17 protein-coding genes are annotated in these 19673 nt (G+C 61.3%); 9 read left to right on the top strand and 8 right to left on the bottom strand.

All coding sequences use genetic code 11. The features are described from left to right. The first annotated feature begins 70 nt into the window (after positions 1-70). On the top strand, positions 71-1432 hold the full coding sequence (locus QMA15_RS28150; RefSeq protein WP_046378786.1) for an MFS transporter: 1362 nt from the start codon (positions 71-73) through the stop codon (positions 1430-1432). On the opposite strand, the gene QMA15_RS28145 is transcribed toward QMA15_RS28150, so the two are convergent. From QMA15_RS28145 to QMA15_RS28135, 3 genes are all read right to left on the bottom strand, one after another. Continuing rightward, positions 1422-2243, bottom strand: coding sequence for a thioesterase family protein (locus QMA15_RS28145; protein ID WP_021333443.1), 822 nt, complete (start codon positions 2241-2243; stop codon positions 1422-1424). The genes QMA15_RS28150 and QMA15_RS28145 overlap by 11 nt on opposite strands. A gap of 75 nt (positions 2244-2318) precedes the next feature. Continuing rightward, positions 2319-3158 (bottom strand): alpha/beta hydrolase, encoded by an 840-nt coding sequence (locus QMA15_RS28140; protein WP_019749128.1) that lies wholly within the window; start codon positions 3156-3158, stop codon positions 2319-2321. Between the two features lie 35 nt (positions 3159-3193). Beyond that, positions 3194-3889, bottom strand: coding sequence for a TetR family transcriptional regulator (locus QMA15_RS28135; RefSeq protein ID WP_003945327.1), 696 nt, complete (start codon positions 3887-3889; stop codon positions 3194-3196). A 168-nt stretch (positions 3890-4057) separates the two neighbouring features. Between QMA15_RS28135 and QMA15_RS28130 the strand changes: the two genes are divergently transcribed. The 3 genes from QMA15_RS28130 to QMA15_RS28120 are packed head-to-tail and all read left to right on the top strand — an operon-like array spanning position 4058 to position 6658. After that, a complete protein-coding gene (locus tag QMA15_RS28130) occupies positions 4058-5191 on the top strand; it encodes a ferredoxin reductase (RefSeq protein ID WP_021344756.1) in 1134 nt (377 codons plus the stop codon). 35 nt (positions 5192-5226) lie between these two features. Next, positions 5227-6399, top strand: coding sequence for an acyl-CoA desaturase (locus QMA15_RS28125; RefSeq protein WP_020908255.1), 1173 nt, complete (start codon positions 5227-5229; stop codon positions 6397-6399). A 13-nt stretch (positions 6400-6412) separates the two neighbouring features. Then, complete coding sequence (locus QMA15_RS28120) at positions 6413-6658, top strand: hypothetical protein (protein WP_019749125.1); 246 nt, start codon at positions 6413-6415, stop codon at positions 6656-6658. Between the two features lie 175 nt (positions 6659-6833). On the opposite strand, the gene QMA15_RS28115 is transcribed toward QMA15_RS28120, so the two are convergent. From QMA15_RS28115 to gdhA, 4 genes are all read right to left on the bottom strand, one after another. Continuing rightward, complete coding sequence (locus tag QMA15_RS28115) at positions 6834-7001, bottom strand: hypothetical protein (protein WP_003945367.1); 168 nt, start codon at positions 6999-7001, stop codon at positions 6834-6836. Between the two features lie 244 nt (positions 7002-7245). Next, entirely contained in the window at positions 7246-7389 is a 144-nt protein-coding gene (locus QMA15_RS28110) for a hypothetical protein (protein WP_256064257.1), read from the bottom strand. Positions 7390-7752: 363 nt separating this feature from the next. After that, positions 7753-9012: a helix-turn-helix domain-containing protein gene (locus tag QMA15_RS28105; protein WP_019749122.1), complete on the bottom strand. Its 1260-nt coding sequence runs from the start codon at positions 9010-9012 to the stop codon at positions 7753-7755. Between the two features lie 486 nt (positions 9013-9498). After that, positions 9499-10842 carry an NADP-specific glutamate dehydrogenase gene (gene gdhA, locus QMA15_RS28100; protein ID WP_003945368.1) on the bottom strand — a complete coding sequence of 448 codons (1344 nt, stop codon included), beginning with the start codon at positions 10840-10842 and terminating at the stop codon, positions 9499-9501. Between the two features lie 270 nt (positions 10843-11112). Here gdhA and QMA15_RS28095 point away from each other — a divergent pair, with 270 nt between their 5' ends. Next, positions 11113-12447 carry a DUF4185 domain-containing protein gene (locus QMA15_RS28095; protein WP_029255687.1) on the top strand — a complete coding sequence of 445 codons (1335 nt, stop codon included), beginning with the start codon at positions 11113-11115 and terminating at the stop codon, positions 12445-12447. A gap of 82 nt (positions 12448-12529) precedes the next feature. Here QMA15_RS28095 and QMA15_RS28090 read toward each other — a convergent pair whose 3' ends face one another. Continuing rightward, positions 12530-14707, bottom strand: coding sequence for a glutamine synthetase III (locus QMA15_RS28090; protein WP_019749120.1), 2178 nt, complete (start codon positions 14705-14707; stop codon positions 12530-12532). 225 nt (positions 14708-14932) lie between these two features. Here QMA15_RS28090 and QMA15_RS28085 point away from each other — a divergent pair, with 225 nt between their 5' ends. The 4 genes from QMA15_RS28085 (at position 14933) to QMA15_RS28070 (ending at position 19315) form a co-directional block, all read left to right on the top strand. After that, on the top strand, positions 14933-15202 hold the full coding sequence (locus QMA15_RS28085; RefSeq protein ID WP_223257903.1) for a putative quinol monooxygenase: 270 nt from the start codon (positions 14933-14935) through the stop codon (positions 15200-15202). A gap of 515 nt (positions 15203-15717) precedes the next feature. Further along, positions 15718-16188, top strand: a complete 471-nt coding sequence (locus QMA15_RS28080) for a hypothetical protein (RefSeq protein ID WP_290287598.1) — start codon at positions 15718-15720, stop codon at positions 16186-16188. Positions 16189-16238: 50 nt separating this feature from the next. Further along, a complete protein-coding gene (locus QMA15_RS28075; protein ID WP_290287596.1) occupies positions 16239-17504 on the top strand; it encodes an Ig-like domain-containing protein in 1266 nt (421 codons plus the stop codon). 98 nt (positions 17505-17602) lie between these two features. Continuing rightward, a complete protein-coding gene (locus tag QMA15_RS28070) occupies positions 17603-19315 on the top strand; it encodes an Ig-like domain-containing protein (RefSeq protein WP_290287594.1) in 1713 nt (570 codons plus the stop codon). Positions 19316-19673 lie beyond the last annotated feature (358 nt).

The following is a 19673-nucleotide window of genomic DNA, read 5'->3' as shown; positions in this document are numbered from 1 at the left end:
CATAGAACGTCTTGTATGTCGACTTCGGAGAGAGGCGCCGAGTCGCCCGCGCGCAGTTAGGCTTCGCCGTATGAGCGCCGAGTCCACGAGCATGCAGGCCGAGCCACCCGCAGGCATCGGTGGTGCGGCCACGAAGAGTCAAGTGTTCGCGTGGGGGCTGTGGGATTGGGGATCGGCAGCATTCAACGCCGTGATCCTCACGTTCGTCTTCTCGGTCTATCTCACCGACGCGGTCGGCGACGACCTGCCCGGCACGATTTCGGCAACTACGTGGCTCAGTTGGGCTCTCGGAATCGCCGGCTTCTTCATCGCGATACTCGCCCCGATCACCGGACAGCGTTTCGATGCGTCGGGTAAACGCAAACTCTCACTCGCGATACTCACCGGCATCACCGTGCTCTCGATGGCGGGTCTCTATTTCGTCGAGGACAACTACCGCTACCTGTGGCTCGGATTGGTTCTGCTCGCAATCGGTTCGGTGATTTTCGAACTGGCCGGCGTGCCGTACAACGCCATGATGCGGCAGGTGTCGACACCGGAGAATCTGGGACGAGTCTCCGGCTTCGGCTGGGCCATGGGATATTTCGGCGGAATCGTGCTGCTGTTGCTGTGTTACTTCGGGTTCATCGTCGGCGACGGCGACACTCGGGGATTCCTGGGATTGACCACCGACGGCGGCATGAACATCCGGATGGTGGCACTGCTGGCTGCAGTGTGGTTCGCGGTCTTCGCGATTCCGGTGTTCTTCAAGGTTCCCGAGTTGCCCAGCCCCGCGGTCGATCCGGGAGCGTCCAAGGCCGGGTTCCTGGACTCCTATCGGGTGTTGTGGCGCGATCTGCGCGAACTCTGGAACGTCGACAGGCGCACGATCTGGTACCTGATCGCGAGCGCACTCTTTCGTGACGGTCTGGCGGGTGTGTTCACCTTCGGAGCCGTGTTGGCTGTCAACGTCTACGGAATCAGTGCGGCCGACGTCCTGCTGTTCGGTGTTGCCGCCAACGTGATTTCCGCAATCGGTGCATTGGTGGCCGGACGCTTCGACGATCGGATCGGACCCAAACAGGTCATCACCGTCTCGCTGGCGTCGATGATCGTGGTCGGCGCGATATTGATCGCGGTGTCCGGGCCGGTGATGTTCTGGATCTTCGGTCTCGCGCTCTGCCTGTTCGTCGGGCCCGCTCAGTCTTCGGCACGAACCTTCTTGGCACGCATCACCCCGCCTGGGCGTGAAGGTCAGATGTTCGGCCTGTATGCGACCACAGGCCGAGCAGTGTCGTTCTTGGCGCCGACACTGTTCGGCCTGTTCGCTTGGCTCTTCGGTGCAGACCGTGCCGGCATCATCGGGCTGCTGGTGGTTCTCGGCGTCGGCCTTGCCGCATTGTCGATGGTGAAGGCGCCGGAAGGGGACAGTGCGATCCCCGTCAATCCTTGAAGTAGACCAACTGGTGTGTCGTAGCGAGCAATGCGCCGTCACTGCCCCAAATTTCGGCCGACTGATCGAAGTATCCGTTTCCGAACCGTTGGGTCCGCGCCGTTCCCAGGACGGAATTGTCTGCCTGTTCGGTCAGCGTCTGAGCGTCGGCGTGGAAGTAGATGGTCATCGAGACCGTTCCGGCCGGAGCCATCTTGCCTCGGCGCAAGAAGACTCGTGGGAAGAAGACATCGCACAGTGCGGTCAGCGACGTGAAGTCGAGAGCGCGTGCCGGTTGATCGCGCACCCAGAGCGTCGTGGTCGAGTCGGGGTGCTCGCCCGACTCCAGATCGGGGATCGCACCTTCGACAAAGCGCATCTCGTAGTTCTGTGCCCAGGCGATGAACTCGGGGAACGGCAGCAGCGCAACGTTTTCGGCCGACGGAACTTCCGGCATCGTGATCTCGGTAGACGACCAGGTTTCACGCCTGGTACCGAACACTGCCGTCGCGGTAGTGGCGACGGTTCCGTCCTGAGACAGTTCGATGGACCAGTGCTGCGTCGAGCGGTTGGTACGCACCGGCCGGGCGGAGATCTCGAAGGCGCCCTCGGTGATCGGACCGGCAAAGTTGACGGTCAACGACAGCGGATCGCCGAGGCGTTCGGGGTGCTTCAGTACAGATTCGAGCAATGTGGCAGCGGTGACGCCGCCGAACGGCCCGACCATGTTGTTGTACGCCGGATTGGTTTCGCCGGTCGACAAGCCGGCCGTGAGTGGCGTCAATCCGACAGCGGTGTCGAACGGATGGGGTGGTGCAACGGTCTCGGTCATCGCAGAACTCCTGGTGGTGGAATCAATTCGGCTCTATGTATGACAACATACATAGAGCCGAATTCGTCGCGACGATCAGGATCCTGCACGTGCGAGGATTGCCTCGGCCAACTCTTCGGCTCGCTCTTCCGGAATCCAGTGACTTCCGCCGTCGAGCACGACGAACTCGTAGGGAGCGTCCACGAATTCACCACAGCGTTCTGCGCCTGCGCGGCCGAGCGCTGTGTCGCCGGTGCTCCAGACATACGTGGTCGGCACGGTGGTGCGATCGATGTCGCCGAAGTCGCGAGTCATCGCGCGGTACCAGTTCAAGGCGCCGGTGAGCGCGCCCTCCCCGCTCAGGACACGAATGTGCTCGTCGGCGAATTCAGGATCGATCTGGCCGTCGAACATGGCGCGCAGCCGGCGGAAGTTGTCCTCCGACAACACTTCCTCGGCTTTGCCCTCCCGTCGGAGAAGTCCGATGTACGACGAGCGTTGCTTCTGGTCCTCGTCCTCGCGGAGTGCCCAACCGAAGGCAGTGGGGTGGGGGACCGAGATGGCTGTCAGGCTGCGGATCCGGTTCGGATGGCGACCGGCGACCTGCCAGGCGACCGCCGAACCCCAGTCGTGGCCGACCAGATGCGCGTCGGACAGGCCGAGTGCGTCGAGCAATCCGACGACGTCGGCTACCAGGTGCTCGATCTTGTAGGCATCCACCCCTTCGGGGCGCGCGCCGGCGGAGTATCCGCGCTGATTCGGTGCGATCACACGGTATCCCGCCGCGGTGAGCAGTGGTGTGACCTTGCCCCAGGATGCGGCGCTCTCCGGGAAGCCGTGCAGCGCTACCAGCGGAATGCCGTCGTCCGGGCCCGAGATCAGTACGTCGAAGGTGAGGTCGCCAACGGGGATTTCGTATGTACTCGTGGAAGACATGACTCTCACCGTACGTCGAAAAGGTGAACCCGAGGTCAGTTTCGAGGTGGATTCCAGGTGGCCATTCCGAGCATGATGACTCGCAGTTGCTTCTCGGCTCGTGTGATGACGGCGGCTTCGTCGCGATACCCGGCCGTCCCGGCGTCCAGCAGTTCGACGACAGCGCTGAACATCGTCGAGACGATCAGGTCGGCAGCCATTTCCAGATCGTCCGACGACCAGCTTTCCAGTCCGGCAATTCTGGAGAGGTCGATGGTCAGTTCGCTGACGAACAACCGCATTTCAGTGGCTATCGCACGTCGTACCTCACTGACGCCGCTGTAGCGTTCGCGGCAGAGGAACCGAAACTGTCGCTCGTGTGTATGCACTTGTCGCACAAGGATGCCCAGTGACGTAGCGGCGTCCTTGGTGCTGGGATTACGCCTTGCGTCGCGCAGCATCTGGCGCAACATGCGCATGCTCTCTTCGACGAGGACGACACCGACGTCCTCCAGTGAAGCGAAGTGGCGGTAGAACGCAGTCGGAACGATCCCGGCTTCCCTGGCTACCTCTCGCAAGCTGATTCCGGCGAAGCCCCGATCGGCCGAGAGGTCCATGGCAGTGTCCAGGAGCGCTTGGCGTGTGCGTTCCTTCTTTGCGGCACGACTTTCCGGCTCCCTGTTGTCGGGTTCCCTGCGCTCTGGGTTCACCGGTCCGGCCTTCGTCACGACGTCGAGTGTAGGTACAGGCATTCCGGCTCCTTTCGGCAACTCGTGTAACTCGGATCACATTCTTGTTGACATGTACTTGTATGCACCTGTCACACTATCTTCGGTGAACATTTGTACACTGAATTCACGCAGTCGGGGGAAGCTAGCCCAGCAATCGGTACACCCGGCAATCGAAGTACGAGGAGGGTCATGACAATCGCATCTGCTCCTGAGAACACGACACCGAAGTCCACACCTCGGCGCGGACTGTCCTTGGTGGGACTGATCGAAGCCATGGCTGCTCCACATCAGATCGATCGGTACCTCGAGTTGGTCAACCCGATGGCGACCGTTCGTGACATCCGCGCGCAGGTTGTCGCCGTCGACCATCCGACCGCTGACTCCGTCACTCTGACGCTGCGCCCGACTCGCCAGTGGCGCGGTTTTCAGGCGGGCCAGTTCGTGCAGTTGGGCGTGGTGATCGACGGTGTTCGTCACACTCGCTGCTACTCGCCGGCCGGCGGCGCGTCTACGCGCAACGGGCTGATCGAGCTCACCGTGAAAGCGCATCCCGGTGGCCTGGTGTCGCAGTATCTGTACGCCAACGCGGCACCTGGACTCGTTGTCAGCCTCTCGCAGGCAGACGGTGTGTTCTCCCTTCCCGTCGACCGCCCGCGTCGGGTGTTGTTGATCAGTGGCGGCAGTGGAATCACCCCGGTCATGTCGATGCTTCGGACGCTGGTGGAGGAGGAGCACTCGGGCGAGATCGTGTTCGTGCATTACGCGAACACCGATGCCGACGTGGCATACACGCGCGCGCTGAAGACCATCGCCGAGCAGAACCCGAACGTGAAACTGGTACTCGTGTACACCGAAAGCGGTGGAGGTGACCTCGAAGGTTTCTTCGATCGCGGGCACCTCGACGCCGTGGCTCCGTGGATCGCCGATCCGGACACGATCGACGCCCAGGCTTATCTCTGCGGGCCTCCCGGTCTGATGCGGGGAGTGCGTGAGGTGTTCCGTGAGGTCGACGTCGAGCACTTGCTCAATACCGAGGAGTTCGCGCCGGCGGTGGCCGAGCCGGGTGAGGCCGGCGGCGAGGTGTCATTCACCAAAAGTGGGGTGGCGGCCGAGAACTCCGGCGAAACACTTCTCGAACAAGCAGAAGCTGCGGGCCTCAATCCCGAATACGGATGCCGGATGGGAATCTGCTTCTCCTGCACCTCCGTCAAGAAGGCGGGTCGTACCCGAAACGTGCGCACCGGTGAGACAGACGACGAGCCGGACAAGAAGATCCAGCTGTGCGTCAGCGCTCCCGTCGGCGACGTCACCGTCGACATCTGAAGTCCCATTTTCCACACGACTGTCTGGAGACCGACATGTTTGGACTTTCACTTCCCACCCTTCCGTTCCTCGGCAACGGTTCCGATGCGAAGGACGACGCTCCCGTCGTCCTGACGTACGAGCAGGTCGAGGAGATCGGCCGCGAGTTGGACGCATTGCGTGATCGCACCGTCGCTTCGCTTGGGGCCGAAGACCGGGAGTACATCTACAAGATCATCAAGGCTCAGCGCGGGTTCGAGGTCGCAGGTCGCGGCCTGATGTACCTCGGATTCCTACCGCCGGTGTGGCTCGCGGCAGTCGGTGCGCTGAGTGTGTCGAAGATTCTCGACAACATGGAGATCGGCCACAACGTCATGCACGGTCAATATGACTGGATGCGGGAACCCGGGCTCAATTCCGAAGTCTTCGAATGGGATACGGTGTGCCCGGCCGACCAGTGGCGCCACTCGCACAACTACATGCATCACACGTACACCAATATTCTCGGCAAAGACCGTGACATCGGATACGGCATCCTGCGTATCGACGACGCGCAGAAGTGGAACCCCTATTACCTCGGTAATCCGGTCTGGGCCTTTGCCTTGATGATGCTCTTCGAGTGGGGTGTGATGATGCACGATCTCGAGATCGAGAACGTCATCCAGGGCAAACGCAAGTGGCACGACGTCAAGCCGCTTCTGAAGGGCTGGTGGAACAAGGCGGGCAAGCAGGTCCTCAAGGACTACGTCATCTTCCCGGTTCTGACGGGGCCGCTGTTCGTGACCACTCTCGCGGGGAACGTCACCGCCAACCTGGTCCGAAACGTGTGGACGTACTCGATCATCTTCTGTGGCCATTTCCCCACCGGCGTACAGAGCTTCACCGAGGACGAGACGGCCGACGAGACTCGTGGTCAGTGGTACGTGCGTCAGATGCTCGGCAGCGCCAACATCGAGGGAAGCCCGCTCTTCCACATCATGTCCGGCAACCTCTCGCACCAGATCGAGCACCACCTGTTCCCGGACCTGCCTGCGCATCGTTATCCGGAACTCGCTCCCCAGGTGAAAGAATTGTGTGGGAAGTACGGTTTGCCGTACAACACCGGTGGGTTCTTCAAGCAGATCGGTTCGGTATGGGGCAAGATCTTCAAGCTCGCTCTTCCGCCCGGTTTGGTCAAGTCGAAGACCCCTCCCGGTGTTATCGTCGAGCGCCAGCGAACTGCAGCCTGAGAGGCACACACTGATGGTCGGGAAATTCGAACGCCGCAAGGACACGGTCCAGGAACTGACCGAAAGTGCAGCCAACCACGTGGGCTCCATCGCGATGATCATCGCCGGGGCTGTTCGAGACGTGACGCGCGAGATCGGTGACTGGGTGTCCGACGGAATCGAGATGCGTGAAGCAGCGAAAAAGGCTGCGGCTGACGATCGTTCGGAGTCCGTGACCATCGAGCACGACGAGACCGATCCACCGGAAGATTGGCGTTGATTCCAACTCTTCGATCGCCGAGACAGTAAGGCCGACGGCCGGATCGCCCAACCGCGAGCCGTTTCGCCTGAACGACCACGTTGCCCTCCGTCACAGATGACGGAGGGCAACGTGGGTTTCGTGGACTGTTTCGGCGGCCGAAGACGCGGATCGAACACCGATCACAAGTGAGGTCCTAAGCAGCGCTTCCGAGGCTCGCCGAGTCGAAGCTGCCGAGCCCGGTGCTGCCGAGACCGCTGCTACCGACCCCGCCCAATGCGAGCGCATTGCTGCTACCCGCGCTCAGTAGCTGGACGATGATGTTGATGACGATGGGGTCGCCGGTGAGCGGAATTGTAGGCACAGGGGGACCTGCTTTCTGTTTCGAGATGTGGTGAGCAAGGTGAGCGGCGACGGGTTCGTCGACGTGGTCAGGCGGGCTGTTTCAGCCACTTCCGGTGCTGCCGAGCGACACGATAGAGCCGTTGCCGAAGCCGAGTGCTCGGGAGAGTGAGCCGAAGTCGATGACCAGGCTGCCCAGGGTGTGCTGGTTTATCACGGTGGTTCCTGTCTGTGCCGCGACTTTGTGATGCGAGCGGGTAAGTCGATCAGGGAGCAGGCGTCGTGGGAGTTTCGCCGCCGCCGCCAATCGGAGAGTTGTTGGTGTAGAGGAAACTGCTGCCGGCGTTGAACATCTGTAGGACGGTGTTCATGACGACGGCCAAAGCGCCTGTGGTTGGTGCGGCGATCATGTGCTTGCTCCTGGTTTCAGCGGTGGCGACGTGGTGGTCACCGTGGTCACCGCCATCACAGTGTCAGGCGGCTTGGAGCGGGCCCTGCGCGAGAGATTCTCTCGCACAGGGCCCGAGATTCGTCCTAGGAGACGCCGCCGCCATCCGTCGAACCCGTGCCGGTGCTGCCCGCGTTGAAGAGCTGCAGGATGGTGTCGAAGAAGGCACCGAGGAGAGCGTTATCCTGGCCGTTGATCATGTGTTTCCCCTTAATTGTTACTGGTTTGCGCGGTGATTCGCACCACACTTTTATAGCCCGGTTCGGAGCGGAAAAGTGGGGTCCAGGCGCCACACGTGGACAGCTAATAGCGAGGATGTGAGTGTTCACATTTTCGCTGGACGATTGTCCACATCAGTGCTTGCGAAAGTCAGAGAGATCATGGCAGCGCGCAGTTTGAGCAGTTCAGAGGGCAGGGCCGGATCCAATCCGGTCAGGGTTGCGATGCGCTTGATTCGATTGTCGACGGTGTTGGTGTGCAGGCCGAGCGCCGACGCGGTGCGCTGACGATGCTGGCCGTTGGCGAGATGTATGGACAATGTCTGCAGCAGTTCCGGATTGCCGTCGAGTGGCCTTAGAAGATTGATCAAGCTGTCGCGGCCTGCGCCACCCCGAGTGAGTTGATACTCGAGCGCGAGGTCTTCCATTCGGTACGACCGCGCCGGCAGTCTCAGGCGCCGCACGAGTTGCGCCAATTCGTGAGTGGTTGCTTGGGCGGCGGCGATATCTCGTACCGCGGCGTTCTCGGCGATTGCTGTGATCTCCACCCCGACCGTTGCGCGTGCACGTTGGATGACCTCGCACACTGTTCCCCAGTCGGGTGTGCCCTCGATCAGGACCAGACCACGTTGCGGTGCAGGAGCTTCGAGCAGCGCCGACCCGAAGTGGGCCGCGATTTTCGATTGAGCGACGGAGAGGTCACGGTAGGCCTGTATGCGCTGGTGGTTGCCGTTGCGTGCTCCCGGGCGGATGGGCGGCAGGTTCACCAGGAGCCGCAGGACGAGATAGCGGGGTGCGAGTTCAACGCCCATCTGCAACGCAAGCTGGGTGGGATCGTCGCCGTCCAGCATGGCTTTCACGAGAGCGCCGGCGGAGTATTCCCCGAGTTGGGAGCCAGCTGGAAGAGCCGAGAGATAGCTGATCGAGATGAACGAGTGAAGCCGCTGCGCGAGTGCGAACAAGAACTCGTTGAGATCCCCGAGATTGGCGGAGTCCTCGGCGTCGGCCCGGCTGAGGATGAGGGTGCGAAAAGTGCTGATGCCCTCGTTGGTCAAGTTGAGGATCGCGCTGAGTGGCACGCCTTTCAATGCTTGTTGGACGGTCATCGTGTGAATGCCGTCCAACTCTTGGTCGGTGGGAAGTTTGCGGTGATCCAGCAGCTGGATCCCCACTTGGAGCCCCTGCACGATCACCGCAATCAGTTCCCGACGAACTGCCTCCGTTTGGAGGGAAGTCAACGTCGGGTTGGCACGGGACAGGTGATCTACGAGATCGCTTGCCAGTGGGATGACGTCGTTGACCGCTGTGGAGGCGGGCTTGCCTCCCAACATGAGCGGTCCCGGGTTGTTCAGCAGCGCTGGGGACATGGGTGGCCTCCTCTAGACAGGTGCGTCGCCTGGCACAGGCACCCGGAGGCTCGGCGCGTTACGAAGCGGGGTACACGCTGAGGCCTTGTTCGGGGACATACTCGCCGCTGAAATTTGCGGATCGAATTGCGCCAGGCGTTGTGATTTCTACCACATGAACGATCGTCCAACTGTGAAATGGACAAATGTGAAGATAAGTCCATATGCCCCACGCGCTGCGGACCTAAACAATCGTCCACTTACGGTGTTTTTCGACGTCAGAGCGGAAAACGGATTCGGAGGACACCACGAGTTCCGTCTGGGATCATTGCCGGCGCCTACGGGGCTCGTCGCGGGCGATTTGCTCAGATCAAGCTCGAGGGCCCTGGGTCCTCGCGGACCCAGGGCCCTCGAGGCCTAGGTATTGATTCGACCAGTCCGATGTACGGGAACCGGTTCAGGGTGAAATCACCCCTTTTTGTACTGCTGTCTGTATTGCGGAAATCTCTAGATGACGCCCAGCGAAATCATGGCGTCGGCCACCTTCACGAAGCCGGCAATGTTCGCGCCGTGCACGTAGTCGCCCGGCTTTCCGTACTCGGCAGCGGTGTTGATGGTGCGCTTGTGAATGCCGCGCATGATTCCGGCGAGACGCTCGTCGGTGTACTCGAAGCTCCAGGAATCACGCGAAGCATTCTGCTGCATTTCGAGGGCGGAGGTTGCGACGCCACCGGCGTTGGCCGCCTTGCCGGGCGCGAAGGCTACGTTCGCGTCACGGAAGAGCTGGATGCCGCCGGGGGTGGTGGGCATGTTCGCGCCTTCGGCAACGGCCTGAACGCCGTTGGCGATCAAGGTCTTTGCGGCATCTTCGTCGAGCTCGTTCTGAGTCGCGCAGGGGAGTGCGACGTCGCACGGCACGTCCCAGATGGAACCATCGGCGATGAACTCGGCATGCGGAACTGCGTCGGCGTACTCGCTGATGCGGCCGCGGCGAACTTCCTTGATCTCCTTGAGGAGGTCGAGATCGATGCCCTTCTTGTCCACGATGTATCCCGAGGAATCCGAGCAGGCGATCGCGACGCCGCCGAGCTGGTGGATCTTCTGGATTGCGTAGATGGCGACATTGCCGGATCCGGAGATCACGACGTTCTTGCCTTCGAGGCCTTCACCCTTTGCCTTGAGCATTTCGGCGACGAAGTACGCGACGCCGTAGCCGGTGGCCTCGGTGCGAACCTGCGATCCGCCCCAGGTGATGCCCTTGCCGGTGAGGACGCCCGACTCGTACGTGTTGGTCAGCCGCTTGTACTGACCGAACAGGTAGCCGATCTCGCGACCGCCGACGCCGATGTCGCCGGCCGGAACGTCGGTGTATTCACCGATGTGACGCTGCAGTTCGGTCATGAAGGACTGACAGAAGCGCATGACCTCTGCGTCGGAGCGGCCCTTGGGATCGAAGTCCGAGCCACCCTTGCCGCCGCCGATGGGCAGGCCGGTGAGTGAGTTCTTGAAGATCTGCTCGAAGCCGAGGAACTTCACGATGCCCAGGTTGACGCTGGGGTGGAAGCGCAGGCCGCCCTTGTAGGGGCCGAGTGCACTGTTGTACTGCACGCGGAAGCCACGGTTGACGTGAACGTTGCCCTGGTCGTCGGTCCACGGCACGCGGAAGATGATCTGGCGTTCCGGCTCGCAAAGCCGCTCGATGAGTCCGGCGTCGGCGTAGCGGGGGTGGCGTTCGAGCACTACGTGAAGAGACTCGAAGACCTCTGCGGCGGCCTGATGGAACTCGGGCTCTCCTGCATTGCGAACCAAAACCTGATCGTAAATCTGCGCTACGCGGTCACGTACGGACACCGCTCACCTACCTCGTTGTGAGAACTCTTTTACATTTCCGTTACATACTAGGCGCCTTTATTGCTGTATCGGACAACTGTCCTGTGAAGGTGAAATCGGACACAGCTGTCACTTGTGTCAGTTGAACGGGCGATTTATAACAATTTGCTCAGCTTTCACTCTCTTAACACAGTCCAAATGGTTTGCTTCTGCGGTCGGGGATCACTGTGCCTGTGGTCCGAACGGGAGTCGAAATGATCAGAGGGGCTGCACGTGCGTAATAAACACTCCATGTCGGCGATGTTGTCGATAGGCGTCGTCACGATTGCCGCGACGATTGCCGCAGCACCGTCTGCGTCGGCGATCGGCGGACCGTGTGGGTCGGGAGGAAGTGGTTCCGCCGGATCGATGACGGGTTCGCTCGGTTCGCTGACCGGATCACTTGGCAGTGGTTCCGCCGGTACCGGCTCCCTCGCCAACGCGTTGCCCTGGATCACCGGCGCGCCCAACGGTGCTCTGCCGGTGCTGACCGGCCGCACCAAAGCGATCGAAATGGTCACTGGCCCAGGCAGTCCCAACAACACGATCGAGCGGTTCAACGTGTCGGGAACCGACCTCGGAATCATGTGGGACAACGGTCTTTCGGGGCCGGATCACGACGTTCTGATGGCATTCGGCGATACGGTTGGCGACTGCGACACCCCGGGTGACGACTGGCGCAGCAACGTGTTGTTCCGCAGCAACGACACCGCCATCGCCGACGGCATGAAGATCGACAGTTCTCCTTTGGACGGCCCCAATCATTCCAAGGAGATCATTCCGGGATTCGGCATTCCGGGCGAGTTCACCACCATCCCGACCGCTGGAATCTCTTACGGTGGTGTGCAGTACATCAGATTCATGTCCGTTCGGTCGTGGGACGAACCCGGAGCCTGGACCACCAACTACTCGGCTCTGGCTTTCTCCACGGACAACGGCGAGAACTGGGAGCTCGATCCGGCGACGGTTCGCGCGAACACAGAAGGACTCGGTATCCCGGGGATTCCGGCGGTATCACCGATCAATTCCAACTTCCAGCAGAGCGCCTTCCTCGACGGACGCGATGGTTACCTGTACGAATACGGAACTCCCTCAGGTCGTTTCGGTAAGGCGGTCCTGGCGCGAGTGGCCGGCGCCGACATCAGAAACCTCGGCGCCTACGAATACTGGGACGGCTCCGGTTGGAGTCCGCGAGATACCGATGCCGTTCAGGTCATCAAGGCACCGGTCAGTGAACTTGCCGTGCAGTGGAACGACTACCTGAACAAGTACGTTGCCATGTACACCAGTGCCGAGGGCAACCTGGTGATCCGTCAGGCCGACCAACCGCAAGGCCCGTGGAGTGGTACGCAGACCCTGTTGAGTGGAATCACGTTGCCCGCGTTGTACGGCGGATTCATGCACCCGTGGGCGAGCGGACAGTTCCTCGAATTCGTCGCCACCACGTGGGACCGTTACAACGTCATCTACATGCGGACCGATTTGAACGGACTCCAGATGGCGTCATCGGATTCGCGCGATCGTCCTGACCCCGCGACCACCGGTGAGGCTCGCGTCCTCGAAGTCACGATGCCGGAAGACCGCTAGCCCGAGCAAGATTCGACAACTGTGGCCTGCAACTCGATCGAGTTGCAGGCCACAGTTTTGTGAGCGTTGATTTCGGTGATGCTCAGAGAATGAAGAGCATTTCCTGATACGTCGGGAGTGGCCAGTGATCGTCGGCGACGATGGTTTCGAGGAAGTCGGCCGCTGCACGTACCTCTGCCATGGCGGGCAGGAGTGCGTCCTGTGCGTGCTTGGCCTGATCGAATGGCGACTCGCCGGCGTCGGTGTCGATTGCTGCGCGCAGGGCCGCGAGCGCTGTGCGCAGAGCCGCAACGGGCGCCGACACTTCTTCGAGCGGAGCTGAATCCGGTTCGAGGCCGGCGGACTTCAGTGCGACGAAGTTCTGCGCAACTTCCGTCTGGTGGCGCACTGCAGCCGGAAGGATCAGCGTCGTACCGATTTCGGCGGCCAGGCGTGCCTCGACGCCGATGCTCAGTGCGTACTGTTCGAGTCCGACCTCGTAGCGACTGTGCATCTCTCGGTGGTTGAAGACCTTGTACTTCTCGAAGAGTTCCATCGAGGACTCGGTGATCAGTTCAGGAAGGGCGTCCAGCGTCGTGCGAAGGTTCGGCAGACCGCGAGACTCGGCCTCGATCTGCCAGTTCTCCGAGTAACCGTCGCCGTTGAAGACAACCGCACCGTGGTTGGTGATGATCTCGGTGAGCAGATTCTGGACGGCGGTGTCGAAATCCGCGCCGTCGGCGACCGCGGCCTCCAGTTCGGTGGCCATGTAGTCCAAGGCCTCGGCCATGATCGTGTTGATGGTGACCATCGGGCCGTTGACTGTTTGCAGCGATCCTGGTGCGCGGAACTCGAAACGGTTGCCGGTGAAGGCAAATGGGCTCGTGCGGTTGCGGTCGCCCGGATCGGTCGGCAGGACGGGAAGGGTGTCGGCTCCGATCATCATGGTGCCCTTGTCCTTCGACGATGTTGCCGCGCCCTTGGCGATCTGCTCGAAGACGTCGGCCAGTTGATCGCCGAGGAAGATCGAGATGATGGCCGGGGGAGCCTCGTTGGCACCGAGACGGTGATCGTTGGTTGCCGATGCGACCGACGCGCGCAGGAGGCCGGCGTATTTGTGGACGGCCCGGATGACTGCGGCGCAGAATACGAGGAACTGGGCGTTGTCATGCGGATTGTCTCCGGGGACAAGCAAACTGCCGAGTTCGGAGTTGCCCAGCGAGAAGTTGACGTGCTTGCCGGAGCCGTTGACACCGTCGAACGGCTTCTCGTGGAACAGACATTCCATGCCGTGCTTCTTGGCGATGGTTTTGAAGGTGGTCATCAGCAACTGCTGGTGGTCGGCGGCGATGTTGCCTCGCTCGAACATCGGGGCGATTTCGAACTGGCCGGGCGCAACCTCGTTGTGCCGTGTCTTGGCGGGGATGCCGAGTTTGAACAGTTCCCGCTCGGTGTCCATCATGAATCCGAGCACACGTTCCGGGATCGCCCCGAAGTAGTGGTCGTCGAACTCCTGGCCCTTGGGCGGCTTTGCGCCGAAGAGTGTTCGGCCGGCGTTGAGGAGGTCGGGGCGGGCGAGGAAGAAGTGTCGATCGATCAGGAAGTACTCCTGCTCGGGACCGCAGAACGACACGATGTGCTCGGGGTCGTCGTGGCCGAACAACTTCAGGATTCGTTCGGCGTGGAAACCCATTGCCTGTTGTGAACGCAGCAGGGGAGTCTTGTGGTCGAGCGCTTCGCCGGTCATCGAAACGAACACGGTCGGGATACACAGTGTGTTGCCGTTGGGGTTTTCGAGAACGTAGGCCGGGCTCGTGACATCCCAGCCGGTGTATCCGCGAGCCTCGAATGTGTTGCGCAGCCCGCCGTTCGGGAAACTCGAAGCGTCGGGTTCACCTTGGATCAAGGTCTTGCCGGCGAACTCCGCCAGTGCACTGCCGTCGCCGACCGGCTCGAGGAAGCTGTCGTGCTTCTCGGCCGTCAAACCGGTCAGTGGATAGAAGACGTGGGCGTAGTGGGTTGCGCCTTTCTCCAACGCCCAGTCCTTCATCGCCGACGCGACCGCATCGGCGACCATGGGATCAAGCGGTTTGCCTTGCTCGATCGTCGCCATCACCGACTTGTAGACGAGCTTGGGCAGTCGCTTCTGCATGACCACCTTGTTGAAGACGTTGGCACCGAACACCTCGCCGGGTGTCTCGTCGGTGGTGAAACTGACCACCGGAGGTGTGTAGGCCTCGACGTCCTTGATCGCTTGCAAGCGAACTGCATTTCCACTCATGTGCTTACCCCTCGCCCGGGCCCAGGGCTGCGCTGCTGATTGCGAGCCCGACTTCGGCAAACCCTACGAACCTCGGGTATCGGGGGTGTTTCGTAGATATTGCGCCTGTCCGCAAACTTCGAGTCATAACGGAAATGTCGATCTGTCGGAGGTCTACGGCAGACTTCGGGCCGACGGGCTATTGCAGGACAGTCGAATCGGAGAGTCTTTGTGATCAGGGTGTTGGTGCCAACAACGGTGGAGCAGGGCGATCTCGCGGAAGTGCTTCGGTTGTACGACGAACTTGTCACCGAGACCCGAAAAGAGGTCGGCTGCATCAATTACGAGTTACTGCAGCGCACCGACAATCCCTGCGAGCTCGTGTTGGCGGAGGAATGGGAATCGCAGGAGCACCTCGACGCCCACACTCATACCGAGCACTTCGTCAGGTTGGTTGAGGCGCTGGACAAGCTCGAGACGGCAGCGCCGGCGCAGATCTTCACGAAGGTTCTGTAGCGGTGGGGCGCGGCTTCGGCGCCCACCAGGGCCCAGAGAGCATTTCTCAGCTGCCCTGAGCGTCGACCCGACACGACCTGAGACCGGGAAACGGCTCTGCATCGGCATCGGCTGATGGCCTGACATCGCCAGTTCGGCGAAGGTGCTTTCAGTGTGCGATCGGGTAACTGGTGAAGCGCCGCCGCGCGCCGGAGATGAACTCCCGCCGAAGCCGTCACCACTTGCCTTCGCTTACGAAGATCACAGTAGCTCCGTCGACTCGACATATGGCAGCGGTCTGCAGGGCAGGGACCACGAGCTTGCTGGCAGCGCCGATAGGGACACCGGTGGCCCTCTGCGCCCAGCCAGTCGTGATCGACCGGAAGAAATGTCGCTCACAACCACGAAATTGGACGAATGTTCAGATTCTTCTCAAAACGCCCACCAGAATCTGTTTGCGACGGCTACGCTACCCGTCAGTAATGTCGTGAAGATCACATTTTCATCCACCTTGGTAGTTCTACCTGGAGGTATCCATGCGCCAATCCTTGATCCGTCGCCTTGCGACACCCGTCATCGCGGCCGGTGCCGCGATCACGCTGATGTTCAGCGGTGCGGGCACTGCCGTCGCCGATGATTCGACCCCACCGCCGCCTGCGTGGTCGGGAGATAAGACGGCGGACAATCTCAGATGGAGCCTGAGCTTGACCGCCGTGAACGGGAACGTGGTCGACCGTACGCAGCCGGGGGTCAATGTTGTTCACCCCGGCGACACCGTCACCTTGACCTCACAGATTTGGAGTGCCGGCGGGATCGGCCGGTACATAACCGGAATGCGGCAGATCCAGCCTGCCGGCTTCGAGTACCTCTCTCACACGGTCAGCAGGGAGTCGTCAGTCACGAACGGGGGCGCCGCGGGGATTACGGCCTATTGCGCTGGCGGCGGTTGCAGCAAGGTGCCGATCCTGGGAAACAAGGGCTACTACGATCAGGTGATTTTGCCGTAACCTATCAAATCCCCACTACCCAGGCGTTTGGCGACTTCAATGCCGGTTTCGTGTTCGATGTCTACGCCTTCGGTTCGCAGTCGGGCGCTAACCCTTCCAGTGCGGGGGTGCGCGTCGTCGATCCGAATGTGACGACTACAGCCACTCTGACCGCCCCGACCGACGCAAAGACAGGTGAGCAGGTCGACCTCAGCGCCAACGTCGGTCCTGCGAACGCCGTCGGTACCGTCCAGTTCAAGGACGGCGACGACAACATCGGTGGACCGGTCACAGTATCGGGTGGTGCGGCATCTACACAGCACACGTTCGATGCGGTAGGTGCGCACGCCGTCACTGCAGTCTTCACCGGCGAAGCCGGATTCCACGGCGCCACCTCCGAAATCTCGACCGTGAACGTTACTGCTGACACCACGACCACACTGAGCGCTCCGGCCACCGCGGTAGTTGGCGCCGACGTCACGATCGCGGCTACCGTCACGCCCGCCGACGCGGTGGGCACCATTCAGTTCAAGGACGGCTCCGTCAACGTCGGTGAACCCGTCGCAGTCGTGAACGGTCAGGCCACGATCACCCGCACTTTCGTCGAGGCAGGCTCGCACAACTTCACAGCTGATTTCACCAGCGAAGCCGGATTCAACGCTTCTACATCTACCGCGTCGGCACTGAACGTCACAGACGCCGACTTCGGCACCACCACTACGGTCCTCGAGCCGGTCACGGCGACGGTTGGAGTCGAGACGAACCTTTCGGCGACCGTGCGTCCGATCCCCAGCGCCGGTCAGGTCGAGTTCACTGTCGACGGCGTACCGGTTGGCACTGCCAGCGTAGGTACCGGTGACGGTGTCGCGGTTCTCCCACATACCTTCGACGCCGTCGGAACATCCACAGTGGTCGCGAAGTACCTCGGAACCCCCGGTTTCACCGATTCCACATCTGCCCAGTACTCGGTAAACGTCACGGCAGTCCAACCCAACCGCGCTGACACCAACACCGCCCTCGGCGTCACCGGATCCTCCAGGGTAGGCACCGCAATGACATTCACCGCAACTGTCGCTCCGTCGACCGCAAACGGGATGATCCAGTTCAAAGTCGGTACCACCCCGATCGGTGCACCCGTCGCCGTCGTAGACGGTGTCGCCACCACCTCGCACACCTTCGAAACCGAAGGTACCTACGCAGTTACGGCCGTCTTCACAGGCGGCGACGACTGGAAGGACTCCGTATCCGGCCCCACCGTCGTCAGTATCTCCACCGCAACCACTCCCGAAGGCGGCACCGGCAGTTTGGGTTCGCTCTCCGACATCTTCGGTAGCTAGTTCCGCGCCCGTAGCCAGGTTCGGAGCGCGCGCACGCAGCGCCCCGAAACCTTAGGCGGGGCAACCCCGATAACTTCCACTCATCCGTAGGAGAATTCGTGCAGAAGAAGAGGATTCGCCGACTCGTCACACCGATCGGTGTGGGAGCGCTCGTCGGCGTCACAATGTTCGCCGGAGTACCTGCGCAGGCTCAAACCGTCGACACCACATTCCTGTCGTCATGTCTGGCAACGCCGTCTGCGGTAGCCGGGCCGACCGCCATGAGTCAGTTGGCCACGGTGTCCGCCGAGGCTCCAGCGTCGGTCAATGCCGGTGACGAGTTTGACGTCATCATTACACCGCCGCCGATATCGGTCCCTAATTCGGTCTCGGGTGCGAGTGTGAAGAGTGTTTCGCGCATCAAGATCGACGTAGATATTCCCCAGAATGCCGAGTATCTGGGCGGTGAGATCGTTCCGGGCACCAGCGTCGGCCTCAGTGGTGTGGTGCCGAATGTGCTGCGCATCAATGAATCCGGATACCCTGACCCCTCCGGTAAAATCATCCGACTCTCGGGCAACAATGCCACGATCGGAAACGGTCCCAACACGAGCACCGGTAGCGAGGGCGGCATCGTCGCTTTGGCCACCAGCGGCGAAAACACGACCTTCAAGTTGCCGCAGGTCAAGGCGAGGCTCAGAGCCGGCGAATCGGGCAAGGTCGAGATGACATTGCGCACTGGCGGCGACTCCGGGACGTGGAACAACGACAAGAACTTTCTGTCGTTCCTTCCTAAAGCCACTTTGGTGATTACCGCGTGGGCGCCGACCCGTTGTACGCCGCGCGACGACGAAGCCTCGTCACTCAACGCCGGTGCAGGCCCGTTGGTTACGACCAATATCATCGAAGCCGACAAGCAGACCACCACCACCATCGATGCTGCCGGTGCTGTAAAGAACGGCGCGGAGGTCACCCTGACCGCGAACGTCGCCCCTGCGGCGCCGGGTGGGACGGTCGAGTTCTTCGACGGCGCAACCTCACTTGGAACAGTCGACGTCGCTGCCGGCAAAGCTTCGATTACGCACACATTCGACACGGATGGTGACCACTCGATCACAGCGGCATTCTCCGGTTCGGCTGGTTTCATCGCCTCGACGTCGTCGGTCAAGACCATCAATGTCAGCACCGACGACACTCTCACCACCCTCACGATGACGAGTCCGGACGAGGCGTACGTCGGACAAGACGTCAATCTTCGCGCACAGGTCACCCCGGCAGTTCAGGGTGGCACCGTGGAGTTCACCGTCGACGGCAACAACACAGTCTCCGGTACCGTCGGCACCGATGGCACCGCGGTCGCGCCGTACAATTTCGACAGCACCGGCACCCATAAGGTTGTCGCACGTTATTCGGGCACTCAAGGTGTGTCAGGTTCTGTTGCACCGGCATTCCCGGTCAGTGTCACCAATGCGCCGCCGGCCGCTGTTCAATCCACAACCACGCTCGACGCGGTTGGAACGATTGCCAAAGGCACCCCGGTCACGCTGAGAGCAACGGTCGATCCGGCCAATGCCAACGGTACAGTCCAATTCAAGATCGGTAGTGCCCCTCTCGGCGGTCCCGTCACTGTGGTGAACGGCGTTGCGACGCTCCCAACCACGTTCAACAATTCGGGTGAGTACAGCATCACCGCCGAATTCAGCGGCGCTGCAGGGTTTATCGGTTCGGCTTCTGCTCCGCAGGCGCTGACGGTTCCCGGCTCTACCGATCCGGGTACCCCCGGAGATGGAGGTAGCCTCGGCGATCTGTTCGGCAATATCTTCGGGTCCTGATCCCGCAGAGTCCGGATATCTCGTCAATTTCCAGGCAACGTGGAGTGCGCCTTCGGAAGTCGGTGCACTCCACGGGTGCAGGGCTGTGACACAAGGCGATGGCCGAGGTCGCCGCCTGTGAAGCGATCAGTTTGCGGCATAGTCCGATGGCCATCCCCGCAAGATGACGTGGAACCGGAGGGACGTGGGGTCGTCGACCGGCAGTCCCCGAGGTTTCTCGCGGTAGGCGAGCCCCCACTCGATCAAGTCGAGATTCGTCGTGCCCAACCGATGTGAATCGACACCGAGTGATCAAGACCAGGTCTGAATCCCCAGTCGGACAAGTCAATCCATCCACACATCCAGGAGGAGTTTCCGT

The sequence above is a fragment of the Rhodococcus sp. APC 3903 genome (assembly GCF_030407755.1).
Lineage (GTDB): Bacteria > Actinomycetota > Actinomycetes > Mycobacteriales > Mycobacteriaceae > Rhodococcus_F > Rhodococcus_F erythropolis.
The sequence above is the reverse complement of the archived record's forward strand: the minus strand, read 5'-3'. Positions and strand labels throughout refer to the sequence as shown.

Bases quoted from the DNA above. Each gene is read 5' to 3' on its own strand.
- QMA15_RS28150 (WP_046378786.1), top strand. From the start codon at position 71: ATGAGCGCCGAGTCCACGAGCATGCAGGCCGAGCCACCCGCAGGCATC.
- QMA15_RS28145 (WP_021333443.1), bottom strand. From the start codon at position 2,243: ATGACCGAGACCGTTGCACCACCCCATCCGTTCGACACCGCTGTCGGA.
- QMA15_RS28140 (WP_019749128.1), bottom strand. From the start codon at position 3,158: ATGTCTTCCACGAGTACATACGAAATCCCCGTTGGCGACCTCACCTTC.
- QMA15_RS28135 (WP_003945327.1), bottom strand. From the start codon at position 3,889: ATGCCTGTACCTACACTCGACGTCGTGACGAAGGCCGGACCGGTGAAC.
- QMA15_RS28130 (WP_021344756.1), top strand. From the start codon at position 4,058: ATGACAATCGCATCTGCTCCTGAGAACACGACACCGAAGTCCACACCT.
- QMA15_RS28125 (WP_020908255.1), top strand. From the start codon at position 5,227: ATGTTTGGACTTTCACTTCCCACCCTTCCGTTCCTCGGCAACGGTTCC.
- QMA15_RS28120 (WP_019749125.1), top strand. From the start codon at position 6,413: ATGGTCGGGAAATTCGAACGCCGCAAGGACACGGTCCAGGAACTGACC.
- QMA15_RS28110 (WP_256064257.1), bottom strand. From the start codon at position 7,389: ATGATCGCCGCACCAACCACAGGCGCTTTGGCCGTCGTCATGAACACC.
- QMA15_RS28105 (WP_019749122.1), bottom strand. From the start codon at position 9,012: ATGTCCCCAGCGCTGCTGAACAACCCGGGACCGCTCATGTTGGGAGGC.
- QMA15_RS28095 (WP_029255687.1), top strand. From the start codon at position 11,113: ATGTCGGCGATGTTGTCGATAGGCGTCGTCACGATTGCCGCGACGATT.
- QMA15_RS28090 (WP_019749120.1), bottom strand. From the start codon at position 14,707: ATGAGTGGAAATGCAGTTCGCTTGCAAGCGATCAAGGACGTCGAGGCC.
- QMA15_RS28080 (WP_290287598.1), top strand. From the start codon at position 15,718: ATGCGCCAATCCTTGATCCGTCGCCTTGCGACACCCGTCATCGCGGCC.